This window comes from Pseudomonas sp. FP215 (genome assembly GCF_030687795.1).
Classification (GTDB): Bacteria; Pseudomonadota; Gammaproteobacteria; order Pseudomonadales; family Pseudomonadaceae; genus Aquipseudomonas; species Aquipseudomonas salmasensis.
Map to the genome: position 1 here is coordinate 4180944 of NZ_CP117447.1, position 23885 is coordinate 4204828.

Annotated in this window: 24 protein-coding genes; 5 read left to right on the top strand and 19 right to left on the bottom strand. The window is 60.5% G+C overall.

The annotated features are described in order from the left end of the window. Positions 1-217 precede the first annotated feature (217 nt). The 13 genes from PSH76_RS18815 to ccmA form a co-directional block, all read right to left on the bottom strand. Positions 218-1954, bottom strand: a complete 1737-nt coding sequence (locus PSH76_RS18815) for a M10 family metallopeptidase C-terminal domain-containing protein (protein ID WP_305492713.1) — start codon at positions 1952-1954, stop codon at positions 218-220. A gap of 909 nt (positions 1955-2863) precedes the next feature. Then, positions 2864-4381, bottom strand: a complete 1518-nt coding sequence (locus PSH76_RS18820; protein WP_305492714.1) for a M10 family metallopeptidase C-terminal domain-containing protein — start codon at positions 4379-4381, stop codon at positions 2864-2866. A 402-nt stretch (positions 4382-4783) separates the two neighbouring features. Continuing rightward, on the bottom strand, positions 4784-5356 hold the full coding sequence (gene phnN / locus PSH76_RS18825; protein ID WP_056788595.1) for a phosphonate metabolism protein/1,5-bisphosphokinase (PRPP-forming) PhnN: 573 nt from the start codon (positions 5354-5356) through the stop codon (positions 4784-4786). Between the two features lie 263 nt (positions 5357-5619). Then, entirely contained in the window at positions 5620-6015 is a 396-nt protein-coding gene (locus PSH76_RS18830; protein ID WP_032892669.1) for a hypothetical protein, read from the bottom strand. 16 nt (positions 6016-6031) lie between these two features. After that, positions 6032-7222 carry a c-type cytochrome biogenesis protein CcmI gene (gene ccmI, locus PSH76_RS18835; protein ID WP_032892671.1) on the bottom strand — a complete coding sequence of 397 codons (1191 nt, stop codon included), beginning with the start codon at positions 7220-7222 and terminating at the stop codon, positions 6032-6034. Next, complete coding sequence (locus PSH76_RS18840) at positions 7215-7688, bottom strand: cytochrome c-type biogenesis protein (protein ID WP_069558935.1); 474 nt, start codon at positions 7686-7688, stop codon at positions 7215-7217. Before PSH76_RS18840 ends, ccmI begins: the two co-directional genes overlap by 8 nt. Beyond that, positions 7685-8221 carry a DsbE family thiol:disulfide interchange protein gene (locus PSH76_RS18845; protein ID WP_032892673.1) on the bottom strand — a complete coding sequence of 179 codons (537 nt, stop codon included), beginning with the start codon at positions 8219-8221 and terminating at the stop codon, positions 7685-7687. Before PSH76_RS18845 ends, PSH76_RS18840 begins: the two co-directional genes overlap by 4 nt. Beyond that, a complete protein-coding gene (locus PSH76_RS18850; protein WP_032892675.1) occupies positions 8218-10206 on the bottom strand; it encodes a heme lyase CcmF/NrfE family subunit in 1989 nt (662 codons plus the stop codon). The genes PSH76_RS18845 and PSH76_RS18850 overlap by 4 nt, the downstream gene beginning before the upstream one ends. Before the next feature lie 3 nt (positions 10207-10209). Then, a complete protein-coding gene (gene ccmE, locus PSH76_RS18855; protein ID WP_034135169.1) occupies positions 10210-10668 on the bottom strand; it encodes a cytochrome c maturation protein CcmE in 459 nt (152 codons plus the stop codon). Then, on the bottom strand, positions 10665-10841 hold the full coding sequence (ccmD, locus tag PSH76_RS18860) for a heme exporter protein CcmD (RefSeq protein WP_003172771.1): 177 nt from the start codon (positions 10839-10841) through the stop codon (positions 10665-10667). The genes ccmE and ccmD overlap by 4 nt, the downstream gene beginning before the upstream one ends. Further along, a complete protein-coding gene (locus tag PSH76_RS18865; protein ID WP_032892679.1) occupies positions 10838-11593 on the bottom strand; it encodes a heme ABC transporter permease in 756 nt (251 codons plus the stop codon). The genes ccmD and PSH76_RS18865 overlap by 4 nt, the downstream gene beginning before the upstream one ends. 87 nt (positions 11594-11680) lie before the next feature. Next, on the bottom strand, positions 11681-12349 hold the full coding sequence (ccmB, locus tag PSH76_RS18870; protein ID WP_003189951.1) for a heme exporter protein CcmB: 669 nt from the start codon (positions 12347-12349) through the stop codon (positions 11681-11683). Then, the gene (gene ccmA / locus PSH76_RS18875) at positions 12346-12981 is read right to left on the bottom strand and encodes a cytochrome c biogenesis heme-transporting ATPase CcmA (RefSeq protein WP_305492715.1); all 636 of its coding nucleotides are present in this window, start codon (positions 12979-12981) and stop codon (positions 12346-12348) included. The genes ccmB and ccmA overlap by 4 nt, the downstream gene beginning before the upstream one ends. Positions 12982-13181: 200 nt before the next feature. On the opposite strand from ccmA, the gene PSH76_RS18880 reads away from it, so the two are divergent. Together PSH76_RS18880 and PSH76_RS18885 are read left to right on the top strand one after the other, a co-directional pair. Then, complete coding sequence (locus PSH76_RS18880) at positions 13182-14759, top strand: flagellar hook-length control protein FliK (RefSeq protein ID WP_305492716.1); 1578 nt, start codon at positions 13182-13184, stop codon at positions 14757-14759. Then, positions 14756-15085: an EscU/YscU/HrcU family type III secretion system export apparatus switch protein gene (locus PSH76_RS18885; RefSeq protein WP_305492717.1), complete on the top strand. Its 330-nt coding sequence runs from the start codon at positions 14756-14758 to the stop codon at positions 15083-15085. Before PSH76_RS18880 ends, PSH76_RS18885 begins: the two co-directional genes overlap by 4 nt. Positions 15086-16095: 1010 nt before the next feature. On the opposite strand, the gene glp is transcribed toward PSH76_RS18885, so the two are convergent. Continuing rightward, entirely contained in the window at positions 16096-17322 is a 1227-nt protein-coding gene (gene glp, locus PSH76_RS18890) for a gephyrin-like molybdotransferase Glp (protein WP_278918215.1), read from the bottom strand. Further along, on the bottom strand, positions 17306-17845 hold the full coding sequence (gene moaB, locus PSH76_RS18895; RefSeq protein ID WP_305492718.1) for a molybdenum cofactor biosynthesis protein B: 540 nt from the start codon (positions 17843-17845) through the stop codon (positions 17306-17308). Before moaB ends, glp begins: the two co-directional genes overlap by 17 nt. A gap of 76 nt (positions 17846-17921) precedes the next feature. Here moaB and mobA point away from each other — a divergent pair, with 76 nt between their 5' ends. Beyond that, positions 17922-18524 carry a molybdenum cofactor guanylyltransferase MobA gene (gene mobA / locus PSH76_RS18900; protein ID WP_305492719.1) on the top strand — a complete coding sequence of 201 codons (603 nt, stop codon included), beginning with the start codon at positions 17922-17924 and terminating at the stop codon, positions 18522-18524. Positions 18525-18603: 79 nt separating this feature from the next. Further along, the gene (locus PSH76_RS18905; RefSeq protein ID WP_003189935.1) at positions 18604-18825 is read left to right on the top strand and encodes a YgdI/YgdR family lipoprotein; all 222 of its coding nucleotides are present in this window, start codon (positions 18604-18606) and stop codon (positions 18823-18825) included. A gap of 55 nt (positions 18826-18880) precedes the next feature. On the opposite strand, the gene PSH76_RS18910 is transcribed toward PSH76_RS18905, so the two are convergent. The 3 genes from PSH76_RS18910 to PSH76_RS18920 all read right to left on the bottom strand — a co-directional run bounded on the left by PSH76_RS18910 (position 18881) and on the right by PSH76_RS18920 (position 20487). Next, positions 18881-19771 carry a pseudouridine synthase gene (locus PSH76_RS18910; RefSeq protein ID WP_032892686.1) on the bottom strand — a complete coding sequence of 297 codons (891 nt, stop codon included), beginning with the start codon at positions 19769-19771 and terminating at the stop codon, positions 18881-18883. Positions 19772-19840: 69 nt separating this feature from the next. Then, the gene (locus PSH76_RS18915; RefSeq protein WP_003189932.1) at positions 19841-20176 is read right to left on the bottom strand and encodes a hypothetical protein; all 336 of its coding nucleotides are present in this window, start codon (positions 20174-20176) and stop codon (positions 19841-19843) included. A gap of 74 nt (positions 20177-20250) precedes the next feature. Beyond that, entirely contained in the window at positions 20251-20487 is a 237-nt protein-coding gene (locus PSH76_RS18920) for a glutaredoxin family protein (RefSeq protein ID WP_003189931.1), read from the bottom strand. Positions 20488-20733: 246 nt separating this feature from the next. On the opposite strand from PSH76_RS18920, the gene PSH76_RS18925 reads away from it, so the two are divergent. After that, positions 20734-22464: a monovalent cation:proton antiporter-2 (CPA2) family protein gene (locus tag PSH76_RS18925; protein ID WP_138762102.1), complete on the top strand. Its 1731-nt coding sequence runs from the start codon at positions 20734-20736 to the stop codon at positions 22462-22464. On the opposite strand, the gene PSH76_RS18930 is transcribed toward PSH76_RS18925, so the two are convergent. Further along, positions 22451-23659, bottom strand: a complete 1209-nt coding sequence (locus tag PSH76_RS18930) for an ammonium transporter (protein WP_098952270.1) — start codon at positions 23657-23659, stop codon at positions 22451-22453. The two genes, PSH76_RS18925 and PSH76_RS18930, sit on opposite strands and share 14 nt — an antisense overlap. Positions 23660-23885: the final 226 nt, after the last annotated feature.

Consider the following 23885-nt stretch of genomic DNA (forward strand, 5'->3'; position numbering starts at 1 on the left):
TTAGTTAAAAACAACAACACGACACTTCACAAGTAAGGCACCCATGAATTCTTAAATAGCCGATCTCAAACATGACCACTCAAACTTTTCAGCGAGCGTCATAAAACAGCCAAGTTATTACGTGTAGTCAGCACTTACGCTTGGCCTGATGTTTCACTCATAACAGCGATGGACTTGAATAGACTCAGCGCGCGTCTGACATTGAATGGTTCCACCTTCAACCCCGCGCGGAAAACGCCGACTGATCAAAAGCCGACGCGTGCATCGCGCGGGACTGACCTGAATGGGTATTGAAGCCATAGGCCGGTCTTGAATTTCGAATGAAAGCTTTCGGCTCACACGGATCTGTACAAGGGATGGGTCTGGGCTCACACGGAACCGGGCGTGGCTGTGGCTCACACGGATCTGGACGTGGCTGCGGCTCACGCGGGTATGGTCGCGGCCTCGGTTCACACGGATCCGGACGTGGTTGTGGCTCACACGGATCTGGACGTGGCTGCGGCTCACGCGGATATGGACGCGGCTTCGGTTCATACGGATCCGGACGTGGCTGTGGCTCACACGGATCTGGACGTGGCTGCGGCTCACGCGGATATGGACGCGGCTTCGGTTCACACGGATCCGGACGTGGTTTCGGTTTTGGCTCCTCCGGTTTTGGTTCCGGCTTGGGTTTGGGCTCCTCGGGTTGAGGACGCGGCGCAGGCTTGGGGTCTTTCGGTTCAGGGTTTGCCGTTGGGGTGTCGCCCAACGCCAAGACATCACCTGCTTTTATCTGGCCGAGGCTTTTGATTAATAGGTCTGCCTTACCGTTACCCGTCAGATCCAGGGCCAGACTCCCTTCGTTGCTACCCTGGTTGTAACTTATCACCGCCTGACCGGGTTGACCGGTAAGGCGTTCGACGTATTTAAGCGCACTGAGATTCGCCTGTTTCAGGACGGCGCGAACATCAATCTTGTCGGAGCCACTCTGAAAATCCAGAATGACGTCAGGGTTATCCGGGGTGGAGTCACTGGCGTGATCATAAACGAAGGTATCTGCACCGCCCCCCCCTGACAACCGGTCTGCTCCACCGCCTCCTTTGAGACGATTGGCAACAGCATTACCTATCAGGGCATCATTCCCTTTACCGCCCACTGCGTTTTCCAGTATGACGCCCTTAGCAACGGAGACATTACCCTTCAACGCGCCCACATCCGAAAAGGACTCGGCGTTGAGGTTGATTTTCTGATTCTGCGAATACCCGGAGAAATCCAGAGTGTCGTTGCCTCCCCCATCCCACACACAGAAAATAGGATTGTCATTCGCCGACTTCAAACTAAGCGCTTCACGGTTCGTATTGGAATTAAACCCATAGGTCGTGTCGGTATTGCGTGTTTTAGTATTCGCCCCATAAAGTTTCTGGGCAGCCGCTATGTCATCCATCATCGGCGCAGAGGGGTACAGCGATTTGAAGTCATGCCCGGGCTGATTTTTCTCCGAAAAGTAACTCATGACTGAACGCGCTTGAGTATCCCCGGCATACGTTGCGTGACGTCCATAGTTACCGTTACCGTCATAGTTTCCCGGATGCTCCAACCCAAGGGCGTGGCCTAGTTCATGAACTAAAACCATACGAAAGAAATGCCCCGGTGACGGGTTCGCGCCCACATTCTGCGTTCCAATGTTTGCGGAAGTCTGGGTCATATACCGATGGGGAAGTGAAGCCACCCCTCCCGAGGAGTCGGGCATGTCATTGATATCAACATGGCCGTCACGATGCAGCGCTTTTTCGGTAAATGTCACGTTAGCAACATCCTGCCAGGACTGCATTGCCTGCCTGGCTTGCTCTGCCTGCTGTGGAGTGAAGCCCTTGGCGACGCGATAGGACAACGTGGTTTTGCCGTCAGCGTTATTGTCATGAACCTTGTAACCGCCGCGGGTGAGCTGTTTCCCAGCCTGTTGCGAAGTGAACACCGGCTTTTTGCTGTTTAGCGTAGATACCTCAGCAGGGCCCTCAGGGCTGAAACTGCTCCCGGGAACCAGCGCTTGGGGCACACCAACATTAGTTGTGGATGGTCCTGGCATTCTCATAAACCAAAGTCCTCATAAAAATCAGACTCGAACGATAAAATTTAAAACATTCGAGATACCGATTCCCGCCCAACAAGAGCAGCAGTAGTTATCGGCACCGCTTTAAATTCGCACACTCCCTAGCCGCAGGCCAGCGACGAATTAATTCAACTCGACACACTCTAAAATTTAAAAACACTTTGACCCAACAACCGAAAAACTCTGAAATCGCAGTAGCGGAACCACCGACCGGCAAAAACGATAAGCACCTGTTTTATATGAAAATAAAATTCCACAACCACGCTCACGGTCATTTTTATTGCAAAGCATTATTCACAATCAGACAAGACCCTGACCGTACAAAAACATATACCTGACTTAAAACTTTTAACGCACCCTACACAGCAGTTTGATTAAAGGGCGAATAGTAGAATATGAAGTGAAGGAAAAAATCCAAAGGGTGCATAGAGGGGTTTTATGTCTGGCCCTCAACGGTAATTCAAGGCACTGCAACAGCCGATCAGGCTGATCTCGCCCAAACGCAATCATGATAAACATACGGATGCTACGGCCAATGAATAGCTGTGCAAAACGCGCGAAGCGATTGCCCCATGGGCCGACGAAACAGGAAGGAATCACCGAGATAGCCCGGTGAAAAGCGCACCACATGAATATGAGCGTGTCTGGGGGGTAACGATGCTGCACGTGACAGGCAGGCTTGAACGCGATGCCGCGCACGTCCAAACCTGGAGAGAAGGAAACCTGGGTAACGGCTTTTAAAGCAGGAAGGTGTTCACTGATCGAAGAGTGGGCTCAGCTGAATATCGACCACACCCTGTTGAGGAAGCCTTTGAACGACGAAAAAATTTTCTCGAAAAACCCTCCTCCGGGCCGAGGGGCCGGTTCAGGTTCGGGCTCAGGCTCGGGTTCAGTCGGCTCTGAAGTAGGCGCCGGGAGGGGGTCCGAAACAGGCACGACAGGGGGGGTCGGCGTCGGCGTCACGGTCGGCGCTTGCCCGTTCCAGATCACGTCCGTCTGTTTGATCTGGCTTTGGCTGACCACCAGGAGGTCCGCCGAGCCATTGCCCGTCGTATCTACCGCCAATGTGAAACGACCGGTTTTCGGGTCCTGCCCGAGCACGGCGTCCCCGGCTTTGCCGCTCAATCGTTCAGAGAAATTCAACGCTTTGAGCCCCGCCTCCTGAAGAACGCCGGCCAGGTCGATCTTGTCGATCCCGCTTTGGAAGTCCTGGATGATGTCAGGTTTTTGCGCGGTTGAATCGCTGGCACGGTGGTAGACAAAGGTGTCTGCCCCAGCGCCACCGAACAACGTGTCAGCCCCCCTGCCACCCGTAAGGCGATTATTGCCCTCGTTTCCCGTCAAGGTATCGTTGCCAGCACCGCCAATGGCGTTTTCCACCATGACGCCCTTGGCAACCGACACATTCCCGCGCAAGCCACCCACATCCGAAAACGCCTCGGCCTTGAGGTTAATGGTTTGGTTCTGGGTGAACCCGGAAAAATCGAGTGTGTCGTTACCCCCGCCATCCCAAACGGTGAAAATCGGTTTGTCACTCCCCCGTTTAAGGCTGTACACCTCCCGACCAGAATTGGAATTGAAGCCGTAGGTGGTGTCGGTATTGCGGGTTTTGGTATTGGCGCCGTAAAGCCGCTGTGCCGCGGCGATATCGTCCATCATCGGTGCCGCTGGGCTGAGCCGGGCAAAATTGTGGCCGGGCTGATGGGTCTCGTCCCAATAACTCATGACACTGCGTGCCTTGGTGTCCTGGGCGTATTCGGCATTGCGCCCGTAATTGAAGCCCTGGCCATCGTATTGACCTGGATGGCTCAGCCCCAAGGTATGCCCCAGTTCATGGATCAACAAACCCAGGAAGTGACTGCCCATTGTCGGGTTCTGCCCGCCGTAGGTGCCTATGTTGGCTTGGGGTTTCGCATAATAACCGGACGGTAAGTTCGCATAGCCTGCCGACCCGCCAATCCCATTGATAGTGATGTTGCCATCGGTGTTTGAGCCCTTTTCAACAAATTGGATATTAGCAACATCGGCCCAGTATTGAAGGGCTTGCCTGGCTCGCTCTTTCTGAGCTGCATTGAACCCCCCGCTGAAGTTGAAACCCACGACAATTTTGCCATCTCTATTACTGTCTTTAAATTTGAAACCATTGCGCGTGATATGTTTCGCCGCCTGGTCCGTGGTGAAAGATTTTTTATTATTGGCCCAGAGAATAACTTGATTCTCATCGGCGGAGAAATGCGAGTGCGACGTCTCTGGGACATGCGACTGGGTAGACTGCCTAACCGGGATATGCATGGTGCTTTATTACTCTAAACAGTGAAATGACCCGTCCATGTATAGAAGTTATCGATGCTGACTGATCCATTACCAGCCCGATAAAGCTCCCATATTGAAAATGTCTTCACCATCGCTAATTCTTTGCAAGAACCCACTATAAACACGCTCGCAAAAAATCCGCACAAGTTTTATTCAGCGCAACCTACCCACCCTTATTGACTGACCGCGACACGCCCTAACACAACAGACATAAAAAGCCGCCAAAAAATTAACTTAATTGGCCCACTCATCAACTTTAAAATATCCAGTAAACCAAACAAACATATCAGCGAAAAATAAGCTGGGTGCCGGGGTTTTATCGCAGCTCTGACATCACCACGCACTACATGAACGTATTGCCCCACCCTACCGAGATTGGGGTCAGGTGCATACGCTATGCCCGTGGTCCAGGCAGCACAGCAAGCGTTCGACGGTATGCGCCAGCGGGCCGGAATTGTCCAATACGAACAAACCGGCGCCATGACCGGCAATCAACTCGGCAGTGAACCGCGCATTGCGCGCCAGGCGTTCCTCGATGTCCACCAATGACTCCCGCCCACGAGCAATCAGACGTTGGCGCAGCACCGCTTGATCCACCGTCAGCAGCAATACCAGCAAGGTCGGATAACGCTCGCGGGTCTGCGCCAGGTGGGCACGGGAGCCATTGACCAGCACGTCGTCCCCGGCGGCCAACCACTCGTCGATCTCCTTGGGAATGCCGTAAGACAAGCCATTAGCCTGCCAGCTCAAGGCAAATGCGCCCTCGGCCTCCATGGCCGCAAACTGCTCGGGGCTCACGCCTTGCGCCGCTTCGCCCACCGCCTCAGCCGACCGTGTGATCACCCGTCGCACCATACGGCACCCACGCTCGACCAGGCGTGGACGTGCGGCATCCAGCAGACTGTCTTTGCCCGAACCCGATGGCCCGATGAGATAGATCAACCTGCCTGCCATTAAAAACCCTCTTCGTTTGTCTCCAGACCGGTACATCCCCGGCCCCACTGCGCAGCGCCTGGTTTACACCTGGGAGGCCGCGTCGTCGTAGTCGTAAGAAAGTATACCTAGCAATCATTCCCACGCTAGGCCAGTGATGGCCACATTACGCGAGGGCGCTGCGCATTCGGCGCATACACCGGGCTTTAATGGCTTACCCCCAGCCATGATCGACACAGTGCATTTGAAAGCCATGAAAAAGGCGACCCTCAGGTCGCCTTTCCTCATTGCGCGTACTGCTTGCTCAACCCCGGCGGCACGCCTTGCACGTTGGTTTCTTCCCATGGCCCATTGGGGCTGATGGAGCGGCTCCAGCCGTTGCTCCAGCGGTAGTAGGTGCGCTGGCGGTAGAAGGTGTCAGGCTGATCGTCCAGCACGTACACCTGCATCTTGCCGTCCCAGTGGCTGGCGGCGCCCGGCGGTGGGGCGAAGGTCGGCGATTTGCTTGGCAGGGGCTTTGGCGGCGGCGTCACAGGGCCCGAAGGTTTGGTGTTCGGCTGGGTCGAGGGGCCTGACGGTGGAATAGTCGGGCCGGTTGGCGCCGCAGGTGGGCGGTGGACCGCACAGGCGCTCAGGCCGAGTACCAGGCTGAGCAGGGTGATGCGTGCAAATGCGGTCATGGGTGTGTCCTCAGAATTACTGGTCCGGAGTGTCGATGGTCAATTGCTGCAGCGCAGTGGTGCTGCTGGCCAACGGTTGGCTGCGGCCGATCCATTCGCCAGTGGTCGGTTGGCCGGCCCGGGATATGCGCGCAACCAGTTGGACTTCGGGGAAGTTGGACAGTTTCAACTGCGGCATCATCGCGTCGGCATCGCCGAGTTCGACGGTGACCGGCAATGCGTCGACGGTCACACGCTTGGCCGCCAAGGGCGCCGGCGGGCCGTTAACGGCGCGAGCGAAGATGAACACGCTGTCGCCTGGCAGGGCCTTGGCTTTGACCTCGGCGGATAGGTCCACACGCACTTTCAGCAGCGCCTTGGGCGCCTGTACGACGCTGCCACCGCTCTCCTTGAGCTTCTCTGCCGCGCGATCAATCCCGCCTTGCAAGGCGACGCGGGAGTTGTCCTCTGGCGGCAATTGCGCGAGCAGGCGGTTCCAGTAGTCGATGGCTTCCTGATAACGCTGGCCCTCAAAGGCGGCGATACCCAGCAGGCCGAGACTGGTGACTTCCTTTGGGTCGAGCTTCAAGGCTTCGTCGGTCAGCGCCTGAACCTTTGGCGACCATTGTTTGTTGTCGGCAAAGTACTGCGCCTGGGCCCATTGGCCGAGCAGTTCCGGTTGGCGCCCGGCCAATGCAACCGTACGTTCAAAGACTTTGGCGGCGTCGGCGGCACGGTCCTGGGCCATATAGGCGCGCCCAAGGAAGTACAAGCCTTCTGCCGAATCCGGTTGGGCGGCGGCAGCACGTTCCAGGCGGCGGGTCATGTCGGCCATGGACACCGGTGGCTGGGAAAACTCTCGGGTCAGTTCAACCTTGTCGCTCGCGCCATAATGCAGGTACAGCGCAACGCCCAGCACAGGCACCAGAAACGCCGCCAAAAACGGCAGTGGTTTGCCCAACCGCGATTCACGGGGTTTTTCCACGCCTTCGGTGTCGGCCAGCAACTCACGGGCCGCTTCGGCGCGGCCGGTGTCGAGTTGCGCGGTATTCAACACACCTTCGTCCTGCTGCGCTTGCAGCTCGGCGACGCGTTCCTGGTACAGCGCCACGTTCAACGCGGTGCGATCCTCTTCACGCTGGGCACGACGGCCACGCAACACAGGGATCAACAGGAAACTCAGGGCAATCAGTAGCAGCAAACCGGCTGCGAGCCAGAAATCAATCATCAGTCTTGGTGTCCAGCAATTGGTCGAGGCGTTTGCGCTCTTCAGGGGACAGCGCATCAGCGCCATCAATCGGTGCGATGCGGCGGCGCCGCACGATCACGGCCATCACTACCACGCCGGCCAGCAATAGCCCGGCCGGGCCGAACCAGAGCAGCGCAGTCTTGCCGGTGAGCGCCGGTTTGTAGCGCACGAAATCGCCGTAGCGGTCGACCATGAAGTCGATGATCTGCTGGTCGTCCTTGCCCTCCCCCAACATGCGGAAGATCTCTCGGCGCAGGTCGGTGGCGATCGGGGCGTTGGAGTCGGCGATGTCCTGGTTCTGGCATTTGGGGCAGCGCAGTTCCTTGGTCAGGTCGCGGAAACGCTCGCGCTCGGCGTCGTTGGCAAATTCATAAGTGTCGATGGCGGCATGGGCCACACCGGCAAGGCCCAGGGCTAATACGGCAGCGGTCAACCAACGCTTCATGGCTTGGCCTCATCGACCAGGGCCTGGTACTTGGCGGCCAGTTGCTCGCGCCACACCGTTTCGTCGATCACGCCGACGTACTTGTCGCGGATCACACCTTTGGCGTCGATGAAGAAGGTTTCCGGCGCGCCGTACACGCCGAGGTTCAACCCCAGGTTGCCGTCTTCGTCGCGGATATCCAGCTGGTACGGGTTATGAAATTCCGCCAGCCACTTCAAGGCCGCCGCGTTGTCGTCCTTGTAGTTGATGCCGTAGATCACCACGCCCTTCTCGGCCAGTTTGTTCAACACCGGGTGTTCGACGCGGCAAGAGATGCACCAGGTGGCCCACACGTTGACCAGCGCCGGTTTGCCCTGCAAATCGGCCTGGGTGAGGGTCTTGTCACCCTGCACCGTTGGCAGGTTGAAGGCGGGGAACGGCTTGCCGATCATCGCCGAAGGCAGCTCGGCCGGGTCCAGGTACAACCCGCGATACAGAAACACCGCCACCAGCAGGAACAACGCCAGCGGCACAACCATCAACCAACGCTTCATACCGCAGCTCCCGAAAGGCCCAGCGCTTCACGCACCCGGCTCTTGACCTTGACCCGATAGCGCCGGTCCAGCGCCGCGAGCAACCCGCCGAACCCGGTGAGCAAGCCGCCGAACCAGATCCAGCGCACGAAGGGTTTGACATGCACGCGCACGGCCCAGGCGCCGTCGCCCAGGGGTTCACCGAGGGCCACATACAGGTCACGGGTGAAACCGGCGTCGATGCCAGCCTCGGTCATCATCGAACTCTGAACGGTGTACAGGCGTTTTTCCGGGTGCAGCACGGCGATTTCCTTACCATTGCGCACCACGCGGACCGTGCCTTTGTCGGAGGTGAAGTTCGGCCCTTCGAAGTGCTTGGCACCTTCGAAGATGAAATGGTAACCAGCCAGGTCCATGGACTCGCCCGGCGCCAGGCGCAGGTCGCGCTCGGCGCTGTTCTGGCTGGACAGCACCACGCCAAGGGCGCACACCGCGATACCAATATGGGCGATCTGCATGCCCCAGTAGCTGCGGGTCAGGGTGGGCAGGCCCTTGAGCAAACCCTTGTGGCGCGTCTTGTCGACGATGTCCCGCGCCCCCGCCAGCAACACCCAGGCCGCCAGCAGGAACGTGGCGAGTACCGCCCAATTGAAGTCGCCGTAGGCAAACCCGGCGATCACCGCCAGGGCCACGCTGCCGAGCAGCACCGGCATCAGCATGCCCGCCAGCCATTTCACCGGGGTGTCTTTCCAGCGCACCAGCACGCCAACCGCCATCACCACCATCAACAGGCCCATCAGCGGGATGAACAACGCGTTGAAGTACGGCGGCCCCACGGACAGCTTGGCGCCGCTGAGGGCATCCAACACCAGCGGGTAGAGGGTGCCGAGCAGGATCATCGACGCGGCCACCACCAGCACCAAGTTATTGCCCAGCAACAGGGTTTCCCGCGACCACAGGTTGAAACCGACCTGGCTCTTGACCACCGGCGCGCGCAGGGCAAACAGGGTGAGCGAACCGCCGACAACAAACAGCAGGAAGATCAGGATGAACACGCCGCGCTCGGGGTCCGAGGCAAACGCGTGCACCGAGGTCAGCACGCCCGAGCGCACCAGGAAGGTACCGAGCAGGCTGAGGGAAAACGCCGCGATGGCGAGCAATACCGTCCAGCTCTTGAACACGCCACGTTTTTCGGTGACGGCCAGGGAGTGAATCAGCGCGGTGCCCACCAGCCACGGCATGAAGGACGCGTTTTCCACCGGGTCCCAGAACCACCAGCCGCCCCAGCCGAGTTCGTAGTAGGCCCACCACGAACCCAGGGTGATACCGATACCGAGGAAGGCCCAAGCGACGATGGTCCATGGCCGTGACCAGCGCGCCCAGGCGGCGTCGAGACGCCCGCCGAGCAAGGCGGCGATGGCGAACGCGAAGGCCACGGAAAAGCCCACATAGCCCATGTAGAGCATCGGCGGGTGCACGATCAGGCCGATATCCTGCAGCAACGGGTTGAGGTCGTGACCGTCCACCGGGATCTGCGGCAGGATGCGGGTGAACGGGTTGGAGGTCATGATCAGGAACAGCAGGAAGCCGATGCTGATCATGCCCATCACTGCCAGCACCCGCGCCAGCATCACTTGCGGCAATTGGCGCGAGAACACCGAGACGGCGAAGGTCCAGCCGCCGAGGATCAAGGCCCACAGCAGCAATGAGCCTTCGTGGGCGCCCCACACGGCGCTGAACTTGTAGTACCAGGGCAAAGCGCTGTTGGAGTTGTTGGCAACGTAGGCGACGGAAAAATCGTCGGTCATGAAGGCGTAGGTCAAGCAACCAAAGGCGAACAGCAAGAAAGCGAACTGGCCCCAGGCGGCCGGCTGCGCCAGGCTCATCCACAGGCGATCGCCGCGCCAGGCACCCAGCAAGGGCACCACGGCCTGGACCACCGCAAAGCACAGCGCGAGGATCATCGCCAACTGGCCCAACTCGGGAATAAACAGTGCGGACGTCATGGCTTAGCCCTCCTTGGCTGGGGCGGCGGGCGCGGTTTGGCCGCTGTCTTTCAAGGCTTTGGTGACCTCGGGCGGCATGTATTTTTCATCGTGCTTGGCCAGCACTTCGTCGGCCACCACCACGCCGTCGGCGTTGAGCTTGCCCAGGGCGACAATGCCCTGGCCTTCGCGGAACAGGTCCGGGAGGATGCCGCGATAGGTGATGGTCACGGCCTTGTTGAAGTCGGTGACCACGAAGGTCACGTCCAACGAATCGCCAGAACGCTTCAACGACCCCTGCTCCACCATGCCGCCGGCGCGGATACGCGTATCGACCGGCGCTTCGCCATTGGCGATCTGGGTGGGGGTGTAGAACAGGTTGATGTTCTGCTGCAGGGCGCTCAGGGCCAGGGTCACGGCAATGCCGACGCCGACCAGGATGGCAAGGATGATCAACAGACGCTTTCTACGCAGCGGATTCACTTTTCGGTCTCCCGGCGCAGACGTCGCGCCTCTTGTTGCAAGTAACGCTTGCGGGCCAGGATCGGCGCGGCGACGTTGAGGGCCAGCACCGCCAGGCAGATGCCATAGGCCGTCCAGACATACAGGCCGTGGTGGCCCATGGCGAGAAAATCACTGAAAGAAGCAAAACTCATCCGCGTGCTCCCAGGCAGTTTTGCACTTCGGCTTTGACCCAACTGGTACGGGCTTCACGCTTGAGCACTTCAAGGCGCATGCGCAGCAGCAGTACGGCGCCGAAGAAACAGTAGAAGCCCAGCACCATCAGCAGCAACGGCGCCCACATTTCCACGGGCATCGCCGGTTTTTCAGTGAGGGTGAAGGTGGCGCCCTGGTGCAGGGTGTTCCACCACTCCACCGAGTACTTGATGATCGGGATGTTGATTACGCCAACAATCGCCAGCACCGCGCAGGCCTTGGCGGCGCTGTCGCGGTTGCTGATGGCGTTGCCCAAGGCGATCAGGCCGAAATACAGGAACAGCAGGATCAGCATCGAGGTCAGGCGCGCATCCCACACCCACCACGAACCCCAGGTCGGTTTGCCCCAGATTGCACCGGTCACCAGCGCCACGGCGGTCATCCACGCACCGATGGGCGCGGCGCATTGCAGGGCTACGTCGGCCAGCTTCATCTTCCAGACCAGGCCGACAATGCCGCACACCGCCAGCATCACATAGCAGGACTGGGCCAGCATCGCGGCAGGCACGTGGATATAGATGATGCGAAAGCTGTTGCCTTGCTGATAGTCCGGCGGTGCAAAGGCCAGGCCCCAGACCAGGCCGATGCCGATCAGCAGGATGGCGAAGAGACTCAACCACGGCAGCAGCTTGCCACTGATGCCATAAAACCATTTGGGCGAGCCGAGCTTGTGAAACCAGGTCCAGTTCATTGCTGTTTCCATCACGGTGCTTTTCGTCGTGGCGAAAAGCTCAGGGTCTTTACTGACTCCGCGTCGTTAACGCCGGGTCAGACCTCATTATTCGCCGACGCTGATTTTCAGGCCGGCGGCTATAGCAAAAGGTGTCAGGGTTACCGCCAGGGCGGTCAGGCTACCCAGCCACAAGAGGTAACCGGTCGCCGGCATGCCCATGAGCGCGGCTTGCAACGCGCCACTGCCCAGGATCAACACCGGGATATACAAAGGCAGAATCAACAGGGCCAGCAACAGCCCGCCGCGCTTCAAACCGACCGTCAACGCTGCGCCCACCGCCCCCAACAGGCTGAGCACCGGCGTGCCGAGTAACAAGGACAAGAGCAGCACCGGCAGGCATTCAACGGGCAACCCGAGCATCATGGCAAGCAGTGGCGAGAGCAAGACTAGCGCCAAGCCGGAAAAAGCCCAGTGTGCCAGTACCTTGGCCAGTACCAGAAGTGGCAAAGGGTGCGACGAAAGGACCCACTGCTCCAGGGAACCGTCTTCGAAATCACTACGAAACAGCCCGTCCAGCGAGAGCAGGACCGATAAAAGCGCGGCGACCCACACCAGTCCCGGGGACAAGGTTTGCAACAGTTTAGTCTCCGGGCCGACCGCCAGCGGGAACAGCGCGATCACGATGGCAAAGAACACCAGCGGGTTGGCCAGTTCGGCAGGGCGACGGCACAACAGCCGGGCTTCGCGGGCCACCAACAGGGCGAACACACTCATAGCGACCACCGCCCCAGGTCCAGCTCACGGTAGCCGGCAGGCATGCGCGCCAAGGTGTGGTGGGTGGTGAGCACCACCAGGCCGCCTTGTTCGCAGTGCTGGGCCAGGTGCGCTTCGAGTTGAGCCACGCCTTGTTTGTCGAGGGCCGTGAAAGGTTCGTCGAGAATCCACAGCGGCGGGCCGGGCAAGTACAAGCGGGCCAGGGCTACGCGGCGCTGCTGGCCGGCGGACAGGGTGTGGCAGGGAACGTCTTCAAAGCCCTTGAGGCCCACCGCGGCCAGGGCCTGCCAGATGGCGTCACGGGCAGCGGGATGATGCAGGGCGCTGAGCCAACTGAGGTTTTCTTCAGCGGTGAGTACGTCCTTGATGCCAGCGGCGTGGCCGATCCAGACCAGGTTGCGCGCCAGCTCGCTACGCTGTTCGTTCAACGGCTTGCCGTTGAGACGCACCACGCCGGCCGTGGGCTGCATCAGCCCGGCCAGCAGGCGCAGCAGGCTGGTCTTGCCGCTGCCATTGGGGCCACTGACTTGCACCATGTCGCCACCCGAAAGCCGCAGGTCGAGTTGCTCGAACAGCAGGCGCAGGTCGCGTTCACAGGCAAGCGCTACGGCTTCAAGAAGAGGGCTGGTCAAAAGATCGCGGGCCTTTACGGTTCAAGTCGGCGGTGCAGCGGCCGTTATAGAGAGATGCACAATAACGGCTTTGGCGACCGATTTTAGAGAGCTGGATCAAATAGTTGTGAGGTTTTTACCGCTCTCTTTGCAGACGGGCGGCATTATACATGCGATGCCCTACTCTAAAGAGGGCAATTTCCCCAGAGACCACGCGCACGATGACCGGTGAGATCAACCTTCCTCCACTGCCGCCGACCTCAGCCCCCGGACCCGGGCCGCTGCCGGCTGCCGGCGAGCTGCTCAAGCTGCTGGAACCGCAGGCCGGGTTGATCGGCCCGGGGAAAACCGTGAACGCCGAGGTCATCGCGCTTAAACAAGGCGGCGAGGCCTTTCAACTGCTGCTCAAGTTGACCCTCGAAGGCGGTCGCCAGACCCTGGTGCAGGCCAGCAGTGCCCAGCCCTTGCCCCTGGGCAGCAACGTGGCGGTGAGCCAGACGCCTGCGGGCAACCTGGCCATCACCTTGCAGCAAGCCATGAGCGCCAACGTGGCCGCCCTCACCCGCCTCGACACCACGCAAATGCCGGTGGGCACGCTGCTGCAAGCCAAGGTGCTGACCACCCAGATGCTGCCCCAGGGCACGGCGCAACCGGCGATCTATCGTTCGCTGGTGAGTGTGCTCAATAACGCCTTGGCCGGTACCACCCTGACGTTGGAAAGCCCTCAGCCGCTGAGGGTGGGCAGCTTGCTCAGTGCCGTGGTGCAGAACGCGCAAACCCTGAACTTCGTACCGCTGAGCGGCTTGAAAGACCAACTGGCCGTGGCGCAACAGCTCGCCACCCAGCAAAGTCGCCAAGGCTCGCTGGACGCAGTGTTTACCGCCTTGCAAAACCTGCCCCGTGGCGACAGCACATCGGCTGAGCTGCGGGCCGCCGCCGAGCGATTATTGGCGGCCTTGCCCGATCTGGCGCAGGTCAGCAACCCCAAGGTACTGGCCCAGGTGGTGCAGAACAGCGGCGCCTTTCTGGAAGCCAAATTGCTCGCCGGCCAGAACCCGCAAATCCCACCGCTGGACATGAAAGGCGCGCTGTTGCGGCTGGTCGCAGACCTGCTGCCCGCCCTGCCCGCCAGCACCAACCTGAATGCGATCCTCGCCGCCAATACCCTGGCCCAGGTGTTGCCACACTTTGTGCGCAGCCCGTTGAACACCCTCGGCCAGGTCGGCGCCCGCCAGATCCCCGCCGGCTTCCCGCTGCCCGAAAGGCTGATGGCAAAACTGGAAGGTGAAGGCGACCTGGAAAACCTGCTGCGCCTGGCCGCCGGGGCGATCTCGCGCTTGCAGAGCCATCAACTGTCGAGCCTGGAACAGACCGGCACCACCGCCGACGGCCGCCTGCAAACGACCTGGCAGTTGGAAATCCCCCTGCGCACTCTGCAAGACATCGTGCCGTTGCAGGTCAAGTTCCAACGCGAGGAGCCCGCGCCAGACAAGGACCAGCCCGAGCGCAAAGATAAAAAAGACCCTAAGCAAATGCTCTGGCGCGTCGAACTGGCCTTCGACATGGAGCCGCTGGGCCCCTTGCAGGTTCAGGCGCAGTTGTCCCAGGGCAAACTGTCCAGCCAACTGTGGGCCAGCCGCCCGTTCACCGCCAGCCTGATCGAAAGCCACTTGGGCAGCCTGCGCGAGCGCCTGGTGTCATCCGGCCTCAACGTCGGCGACCTGGATTGCCATCTGGGCACACCGCCACGCGGGCCAAAAACCGGACTGGAGCAACGCTGGGTGGATGAAACCGCATGAAGAACACCGCCCCACCCCACCAGGCCATCGCCCTCAAGTACGACGGCCAGCAAGCCCCCACTCTGACGGCCAAAGGCGATGATGCCCTGGCCGAAGCCATCCTCAAATTGGCACGGGAGAACGAAGTCCCCATCTATGAAAATCCCGAGCTGGTGAAACTGCTGGCGCGCATGGAACTGGGAGACAGCATTCCGGAAGAGCTGTACCGCACCATTGCCGAAATCATTGCATTTGCCTGGACATTGAAGGGCAAGTTCCCGGTGGGCTACGACCCGGATGCGGGGCCGGTGGAGCGGGACGTCACTGAACAGGGTGACGATTACTGATTGCTCATGAGCTCCATACACATCCAACTGTGGGAGCTGGCTTGCCTGCGATGGTGGCCTGGCAGTCAACACAGTTGGACCGGGTACATATCCGTTATTTAGGTAACGGCCACCTAGGGTTCCGCCTGACGGCGGCTCACTTTGGAAAAGAGCCCCAAAGTAACCAAAGGGCTCTTGCCCCACCACTCGGCACCTCGCCTAGGCTCGGTGTGCCCGTAATCCGCCAGTGATTTGGGGGGCCGCCGCCACGCGCCATCCATGGCGCGGGGCGGCTAAACCGGCATCCCTGCCGGTTTACCCCCCAAATCCCTGTCGAATTCCGGCCAGCGTGGTTTAACGGGGCGCCTAAGATCAAGAGCGGCTCGCTTCGCATCGTGGTTACCTGGTGGCTGCGGCGAACTGCACAGTTGTGTAGATACCTATGCTGCGATAGCGGCGGTTCAGTTGGCCCATTTGTTCCTGATACAACGACATAGCGATCAACGGTAACTACGATGCGAAGCGAGCCGCTCTTGATCTTGATCTGCTTTTGATCTCAGGCGCCCCGTTAAACCACGCTGGCCGAACGCAGGCTTGAATTCGTGGGTAACCCGGCAGGACGCCGGGTTAGCCGCCCCGCGCCATGGATGGCGCGTGGCGGCGGCCCACGGATTCAAGCCTGTGTTCGGGCACACCGAGCCTAAGCGAGGTGCCGAGTGGTGGGGCAAGAGCGTTTTGCTTACTTTTGCGCTTTTCAAAAGTGAGCCGCTGTCAGGGCGGAACCCTAAGCGGCCGTTACCGCAGCAATGGATATGTACACAATTCAACTGTGTTGACTGTCAGGCCGCCTTCGCGAGCAAGCCCGCACACAGTTGGATCGTTGGGGTGTCAGGTAGATATTGGTCGGCTGTGAGGGCGTCATCGCAGGCAAGCCAGCTCCCGCAGGTTGATCGTGAAGCGTCAGGTAGATAGGGGGCGGCTGGCAGGCCGCCATCGCAGGCCAGCCAGCTCCCACATTTTTAGCGCACGGGTCAGTTCAGCACTTCACTCAAGGGAATAAAATTGACCCGGTCGCCAATGGCCAACGTGGTCCCCTCCATCACCTCCACAAACCCCTCAGCCCATGCCGCACTGCGCAGCACCCCGGAGCTTTGGTTGCGGTAGATGATCGCCTTGCCCTGTTCGATCCGCCCACGCAGGTACTCGCGACGGTTGCCAGGCTTGGGCCAGACAAACCCTGCCGGCACTTCGAAGCGCAGCGGCTGCACCTCCAGCACACCTTGACGGCGCAGCAGATAAGGGCGCGCCAACAGCGCAAAGGTCACCAGGGTCGAGGCCGGGTTGCCCGGCAAACCGATCACCGGCACGCCACGAAAATGCCCGAAGGTCAGCGGCTTGCCCGGCTTGATCGCCAGCTTCCACAGCGCCAGCTCTCCCTCTTCGCGCAAGGCAATGCCGAGGAAGTCCGCTTCGCCCACCGACACACCGCCGGTCGAGAGGATCAGGTCAACGCTGCCCAGCCCCGCCAGGCGCGCGCGGGTCTGTTCCAGATCATCCGGCAAAATCCCGGCATCGATCACTTCACAGCCCATGCGCGCCAACCAACTGCACAGCACGCGACGGTTGCTGTTGTAGATCTGCCCCGGGCCGAGCGGCAGCCCTGGCTCGATCAGTTCATCGCCGGTCGACAACACGGCCACGCGCACGCGCCGCACCACCTCGAGTCGATCACGCCCAAGGGACGCGGCCAAACCCAGCTCGATGGGGCCCAGGCGGGTGCCGGCATTGAGTACGGTCTCGCCAACGGTGGTTTCCTGGCCCTGGGGACGGATGTTGTCGCCCCTCTGCAACGGCTCGGTGAAACTCACGCGCTGGTCGGCATGCACCACGGCGTTTTCCTGCATCTGCACGCAGTCCGCACCCTGGGGCACCGGTGCGCCGGTAAAAATGCGTGCGCAGGTGCCTACCGCCAAGGGTTCAGGGGCAGTGCCGGCGAAAACACGCTGGCTCACCACCAAGGGTTCGCCGGCCCAGTCCGCCAGGCGCACGGCATAGCCGTCCATGGCACTGTTGGGCCACGGCGGCAGGTCGAGTGTGGAAATCAGGTCCTGGGCCAATACCCGGCCATCACACTCAGCCAGGGGCAGCACTTGCTGTTCGCGGATCGGCGCCGCGGCGGCCATGTCGAGCAAACGTTGCAAGGCCGCTTCCACCGGCATCAGGGCGCCGGTCTTGCCGGGCTTATCCACGGGATTCACAAGGTTCGGCCTGCTTCAGATGCGGGACGAAATTGCACGGGCGGTGACGGTTATCCAACTGCTCGGCGAGGATGCCGTCCCAACCGGTGCGCACGGCATTGGTGGAGCCTGGCAGGCAGCACACCAGGGTGCCATTGGCCAACCCCGCCAGGGCGCGCGATTGCACGGTGGAGGTGCCGATATCGGCCACGGAGATCTGACGGAACAGCTCGCCGAAACCATCGACCTGCTTGTCGAGCAGGCAGCTCACTGCTTCAGGCGTGCTGTCGCGGCCGGTGAAGCCGGTGCCGCCGGTAATCAGCACCACTTGCACCACGTCTTCGGCGATCCAGAGGGCCACCTGGGCGCGGATCTTGTAGAGGTCGTCCTTGAGCAGCACGCGCTCGGCCAGGCGGTGGCCCGCGGCGGTGAGGCGGTCGACGAAGACCTGGCCGGAGGTGTCAGTCTCCAGGGTGCGGGTGTCGCTGACGGTCAATACAGCAATATTGAGGGGTACGAAGGGCGCATCGGCCTTGGCTTTCATGGCACGGTCCGGTTGTCGAAGGAACAGCCCGATGTTATATCACAGGCCCCTGTTTACCTGCCGCAGCGCAACCACCATGAGCTTTGAATTTTCCTCCCTGCCGTGTTCAATCCTGTTGTTGGCCGGAGGTCGCGGCCAGCGCATGGGCGGCCAGGACAAAGGCCTGCTGAAATGGCAAGGCCAGCCTTTGATCGCCCACCTGCACCAGCTGGCCCGGCCGTTCACCGATGACCTGATCATCTCGTGCAACCGCAACCATGAACGCTACGCGCCCTATGCCGACCAACAGGTGAGCGATGACAACCCGGACTTCCCCGGCCCGCTGGCCGGTATCCGTGCGGGACTCTTCGCCGCACGCCATGCGCATCTGCTGATCTTGCCTTGCGATGTGCCGCAGATCGATGCGCGGTTGCTGGCCGACCTGCGTGCGACCTCACGACGCAACCCGCAGCTACCGGTGATGGTGCGCCAGGGTGAAGACTGGGAGCCCTTGCTGTGCATCATCCCCACTGGCCTGAAAAACCAGGTGGAACAGGCGTGGCAAGCGGGTGAACGCAGCCCGCGCAAGCTCTGGTTGCAACTGGGCGCGGTGGCCCTGCAATGCCCGGCCAATGACCCGCGCCTGGCCAATCTTAATACGCCCGAGCTGTTGCACCCCGGGGCTGGCATGTCAGAATGAAGCCTGCACAAGGAACTTTGCCGGCGTCCCGTACGTCACAAGGTCAGCAATTTAAAAGTATTCTCTCGGAGACAAACTCATGACTCAACGGACCATCGCCGCTCTCATGCTTGCACTGGGCCTCGCTACCCTCGCCGGTTGCGCTTCGCCAACAGTGATCACCCTGAATGACGGTCGCGAAATCCAGGCCGTCGACACCCCGAAGTACGATGAAGATTCGGGCTTCTACGAATTCGAACAACTGGACGGCAAGCACACCCGTATCAACAAAGATCAGGTTCGCACCGTTAAAGACCTGTAAGCCTTAGCGCTTGCACACAAGGCCCGCCTCGCGCGGGCCTTGTTGTTCCTGGGGTTTACCAGTCCAGGGTGATCTGGCTGCGGAAGCTGCGCTCCTGGCCGCTCACCGGGTCGATAAAGCGCACGCCCTGGGCCAACAGCTTGAGTGGCTTGGCGTAATCGTCCTCGGCATCCTTGATCACTTCGGGGTAGAACGGGTCATTGCAGATGCTCGCTCCCAGCGCCGTCATATGCACGCGCAACTGGTGCTTCTTGCCGGTCACCGGGAACAGGCCGTAGCGCCATAGATCGCCATTTTTCTCGCGCACCTCTACCGCCGTCTCGGTGTTGCTGGCGCCCGGCCCTTCCTGCATGCGAAAGAAAGGTTCGCCATCCACCAGGCGGCTTTTGTGCACCAACGGGAAAGTAAGGTGCGGCAAGGCCGGGGCGATGGCTTCGTAGAATTTGTCGATACGCCGCGTGGGAAACAGTTGCTGATAGGCCGAGCGGCTGTGCGGGTTAGCGGAGAACAGCACCAACCCCGCCGTATGCCGGTCGATGCGGTGCAGAGGTACCAGGGCGGGGTTGTCCAGACGCCGGATCAAGCGCCGCAACAAGGTGTGCTCGACGTACTCGCCAGCGGGTGTCACTGGCAGGAAATGCGGTTTGTCCGCTACCACCAGGTGCTCATCGGCGTACAGGATGCTTTCCTGCACCGGAATCACTTTCTCGTTGGGCACTTCGCGAAAGTAATAGATGCACAGGCCTTCCTTGTAGCCCAGGCCCAGACTGATCGGGCTGCCGTTGACATCCAGCACCCGGCCTCGGGCAATGCGGTCCAGCCACTGTTCACGGCCAATAGCCGGGAAATGTGCGCACAGGCAGTCGAGCACCGTCACCCAGGAGCCCGGCGGCAAGTACAGGGTGCTGGCTTGGTGCTGGGAGGGAGAAAAACCGGAAGTGGACATGCTGACGCTCAAAGCCTGGAAAACAGGCGGGCATTATCGCCCATGGCGTGCGATTGCCTAGGGCCTATCTCAGGCCTTGGCCAGTTGAGCCCGCAGCACCGGCGAGGCGCTCGCCGCCTCGGTGAATTCCTTGAGCCAGCGCAGCACGTCCACCGCTTCCCAACGGCCCGGGTCATACAGCGCGTAGAGCAAGCCCTGATAACCCACCACATCCAATTGCTTGTGATAACCGGCGCGCTGGAACAGCGCCTCGATTTCCGCGAAGCAGGTGTTGAAATGCACTTTGTTAAACGGCGTCTTGCCTTCCGTGACCAGGCCATCGAGGCGCAGCTCGTTCACCGCGTCACGCACCACATCGGCGGACATGCGATTGACGCTGCTTTTAAGTTGTTCAACATTCACCACGGGCGTTCCCTCTATTCAATCGCTGTACGAATATACAGTAACTGAATATTTGGAAAGCCGCCATCGCATAAATCTCAGCGCAGGAAGGCAACCACCTGATCGGTGTCGAACGGCCAGTCCAGTTCCGCCCCGGTGTCCATGCGGCGAAGCACCGGAATACGCAGGCCGTAGACATCTGTCAGGTCCTGGGGATCGGTGATATCCACCAACTCCACCAACAGCCCGTGTTCGACGAGCGGCATGATTTCGGCTTCGGCGATCTCACATAGATGGCAACCCAGGGTGCCGAACAGCTGGCATTCAGGAAGCATGATGAAAGGACTCAGGTCACAAAACGAACCTCCATTCTAAGCCCAACAAGCCCCTTGTAGGAGCGAGCTTGCTCGCGAAAAACTCCGGTGCGCCGCGTTCATTCAGGAACCCCGCGCTAGCGTTGACGTTTTTCGCGAGCAAGCGCGCTCCTACGGTGTAAAAAGCCTGATCCAGATCACCATGGCCTATAACTGATTCAGCAATGCTTGCGGCTTTTTGCCGCTCACCCTGCAACGGAGATGCCTGTGTTCGCCAACCTGCTGATTATCCTGGCCTCATCCCTGGTGGTGATTGCGTTGTTTCGCCGGCTGCAACTGCCGCCTGTGCTGGGCTACCTGTGCGTTGGCCTGGCAGTGGGCCCCACCGCGCTGGACTGGGTCAATGACAACGAAGACCTGCCGGACCTCGCCGAGATGGGCGTGGTGTTCCTGCTGTTTTCCCTGGGGCTTGAGTTTTCCCTGTCGAAAATGTTGGCGCTGCGCAGCGTGGTATTTGGCCTGGGCAGCCTGCAAGTGCTGGGGTGTGGGGCATTGCTGGGCGTTTTGTTGATGAGCTTTGGCCTCGCGCCTGGCATCGCGTTGCTGCTGGGCGCCGGGCTGGCGTTATCGTCCACGGCCATTGTCAGCAAGGAGTTGACCAGCCTCGGTGAGATCTTCAGCAGTCATGGCCAGAACGCGATAGGCGTGTTGCTGTTTCAGGACGTCGTGGCGGTGTTGCTGCTGACGTTGGTGCCGGTGTTTGCCGGCAGCAGTGACCAGGCCTGGTACTGGGCGCTGCCGCTGACCCTGGGCAAGACCGTGGTGCTGTTCGTGGGCCTGTTGCTCGCCAGCCGCTGGTTGCTGCCGCGCTTGTTCCGTGAAGTCGCCGCGTCCCATTCGGCGGAGCTGTTTGTGCTGCTGGCGTTGGTGATTGTCTTGCTCACCGCCTGGCTCACCCACCTGCTGGGCCTGTCCCCTGCCCTCGGTGCGTTCCTGGCCGGCATGCTGCTGGGCGAGAGCCATTACCGACACCAGATCGAAGCGGATATCCGCCCGTTTCGCGACATCCTGCTGGGGCTGTTTTTTGTCAGCATCGGCATGCTTATCGACCTGCAGTTGTTCGTCAGCCACAGCCTGTTGATCCTCGGCCTGACGCTCGCGTTGATGCTGGTCAAAGGCATGGTGGTCGCGGCGCTGGTCAAATGGCGTAACAGCGACACCGAAACGGCCTGGCGCAGCGGCCTGGCACTGGCCCAGGGCGGCGAGTTCTGTTTTGCGCTGATGGCGCAGATGCAGCAGAGCCGGTTGATTCCCGATGAGTTCAACGGCTTGCTATTGGCCGCCACCTTCTGCTCGATGCTGCTGACACCGCTGCTGTTGCGTGCGGCACCGGCCGTTGCCCTGCGCCTGCACCGCAAGCCCAACCAGCAAGTGCAACTGGAGCAGATCACCGCGCTCAATGCCCAACTGCACGGGCACGTAGTGATTTGCGGGTATGGCCGCGTAGGCCAGTCCATTGGGCGCTTTATGCGCCGCGAACAACAGGCGTTTATCGCCCTGGATGATGACCCCGAACGGGTGCAGGAAGCCGCCACCGAGGACAGCAGCGTGCATTACGGCGACTGCCGCCGTGGCGCCTTGCTCAGCGCCGTCGGCCTGGAGCGGGCGCGGTTGGTGGTGATCGCGGTGGACAACAGTGATGTCGCCCTGGTGGTGCTCAAGGAGGCGCGACAGATCAACCCCGACGTACCGATCCTGGTGCGCACCCGCGATGACAGCCAGTTGGCTGAGCTCAAGGCCGCGGGCGCCAGCGAAGTGGTGCCCGAGTTGCTGGAATCAAGCCTGATGCTCGCCGCCCATGCGCTGATCCTGCTGGGCCTGCCGGACCAACAGGTACAGGCGCGGGTGGATGAGGTACGGCACAACCGCTACCGCCTGCTACACGGTTTTTACCCGCCGCCACATACAGAGGAAGAAGCGCCGATCAATCCTGACTGACCGCGCCGATCTTGTGGATCGACAGGTCCGCACCGTAATACTCCTGTTCCTGAGTCAAGCGCAGCCCTTGCACGCGCTTGATCACGCCGTACACCAGCAAGCCGCCGCCAAACGCCACCGCCATGCCCAGCCCGGTGCCGATCAACTGGCTGATCAGGCTCACACCACCCAGCCCACCCAGGGCGGTCTGCCCGAAGATGCCGCAGGCAATGCCGCCCCACACACCACACAAACCATGCAACGGCCACACGCCCAGCACGTCGTCGATCTTCCAGCGCGACTGGGCGGCGATAAAGCACCACACGAACAAACCGCCAGCGACCACACCCGTGACCAGCGCGCCCACCGGGTGCATCAGGTCGGAACCGGCGCAGATCGCCACCAGCCCGGCCAAGGGACCGTTGTGCAGGAAACCCGGATCGTTGCGGCCAATCACCAAAGCAGCCACGGTGCCACCGACCATGGCCATCAGCGAATTGACGGCCACCAGGCCACTAACGCCATTGAGGGTTTGCGCGCTCATCACGTTAAAGCCGAACCAGCCCACGATCAGAATCCACGAGCCCAGCGCCAGGAAGGGAATGCTCGACGGCGCAAACGCCACCAGGCGCCCTTCACGGTAACGTCCATTGCGCGGGCCCAGCAGCAACACCGCCGCCAGCGCCAGCCAGCCACCCATGGCGTGCACCACCACGGAGCCGGCAAAGTCGTGGAAGCTGGCGCCAAAGGTTGCGAGCAGCCAGGCTTGCAGGCCAAAGTTGCCGTTCCACACCAGGCCTTCGAAGAACGGGTAAATAAACGCCACGATCAGCGCGGTGGCACACAACTGCGGCGCAAACTTCGCACGCTCGGCAATCCCGCCGGAAATGATCGCCGGAATCGCCGCGGCAAACGTCAGCAGGAAGAAAAACTTCACCAGGCCGTAACCATGATCGGCGCTGATCACGGCGGCTGGTTGCAGGAAGCTCACACCGTAGGAGATCCAATAGCCTATAAAGAAATAGGCCAGCGTTGAAATCGCAAAATCACTGAGGATTTTCGACAAGGCGTTGACCTGGTTCTTCTGGCGTACCGTGCCGACTTCAAGGAAGGCAAAGCCGGCGTGCATGGCCAGTACCATGACCGCGCCAATCAGGATGAACAGGGTGTTGGAACTGTGGACAAGGGTGTCCACTGCGCTTTGCAAGTTTTCCATGGAGGTTGGCAGGCCTGCATCAAGGCAAAAAGCACCAAAGCGGTTCAAGCCGGGGTTTCGCGCACTAAATTGGCACCGCCGGCTTCGCCCTTCTTCAGAGGGCGTGAACCGCTTTAGCGCAGCAATCAACACATCAGGCCGTTGCCGACAGGGTTTTTCCGCGAAGTTAAGTGATTTAGGGTAAGGTTTTTCAAGGTGTTTACCTCGACCGCCCGGATTCAGCGCA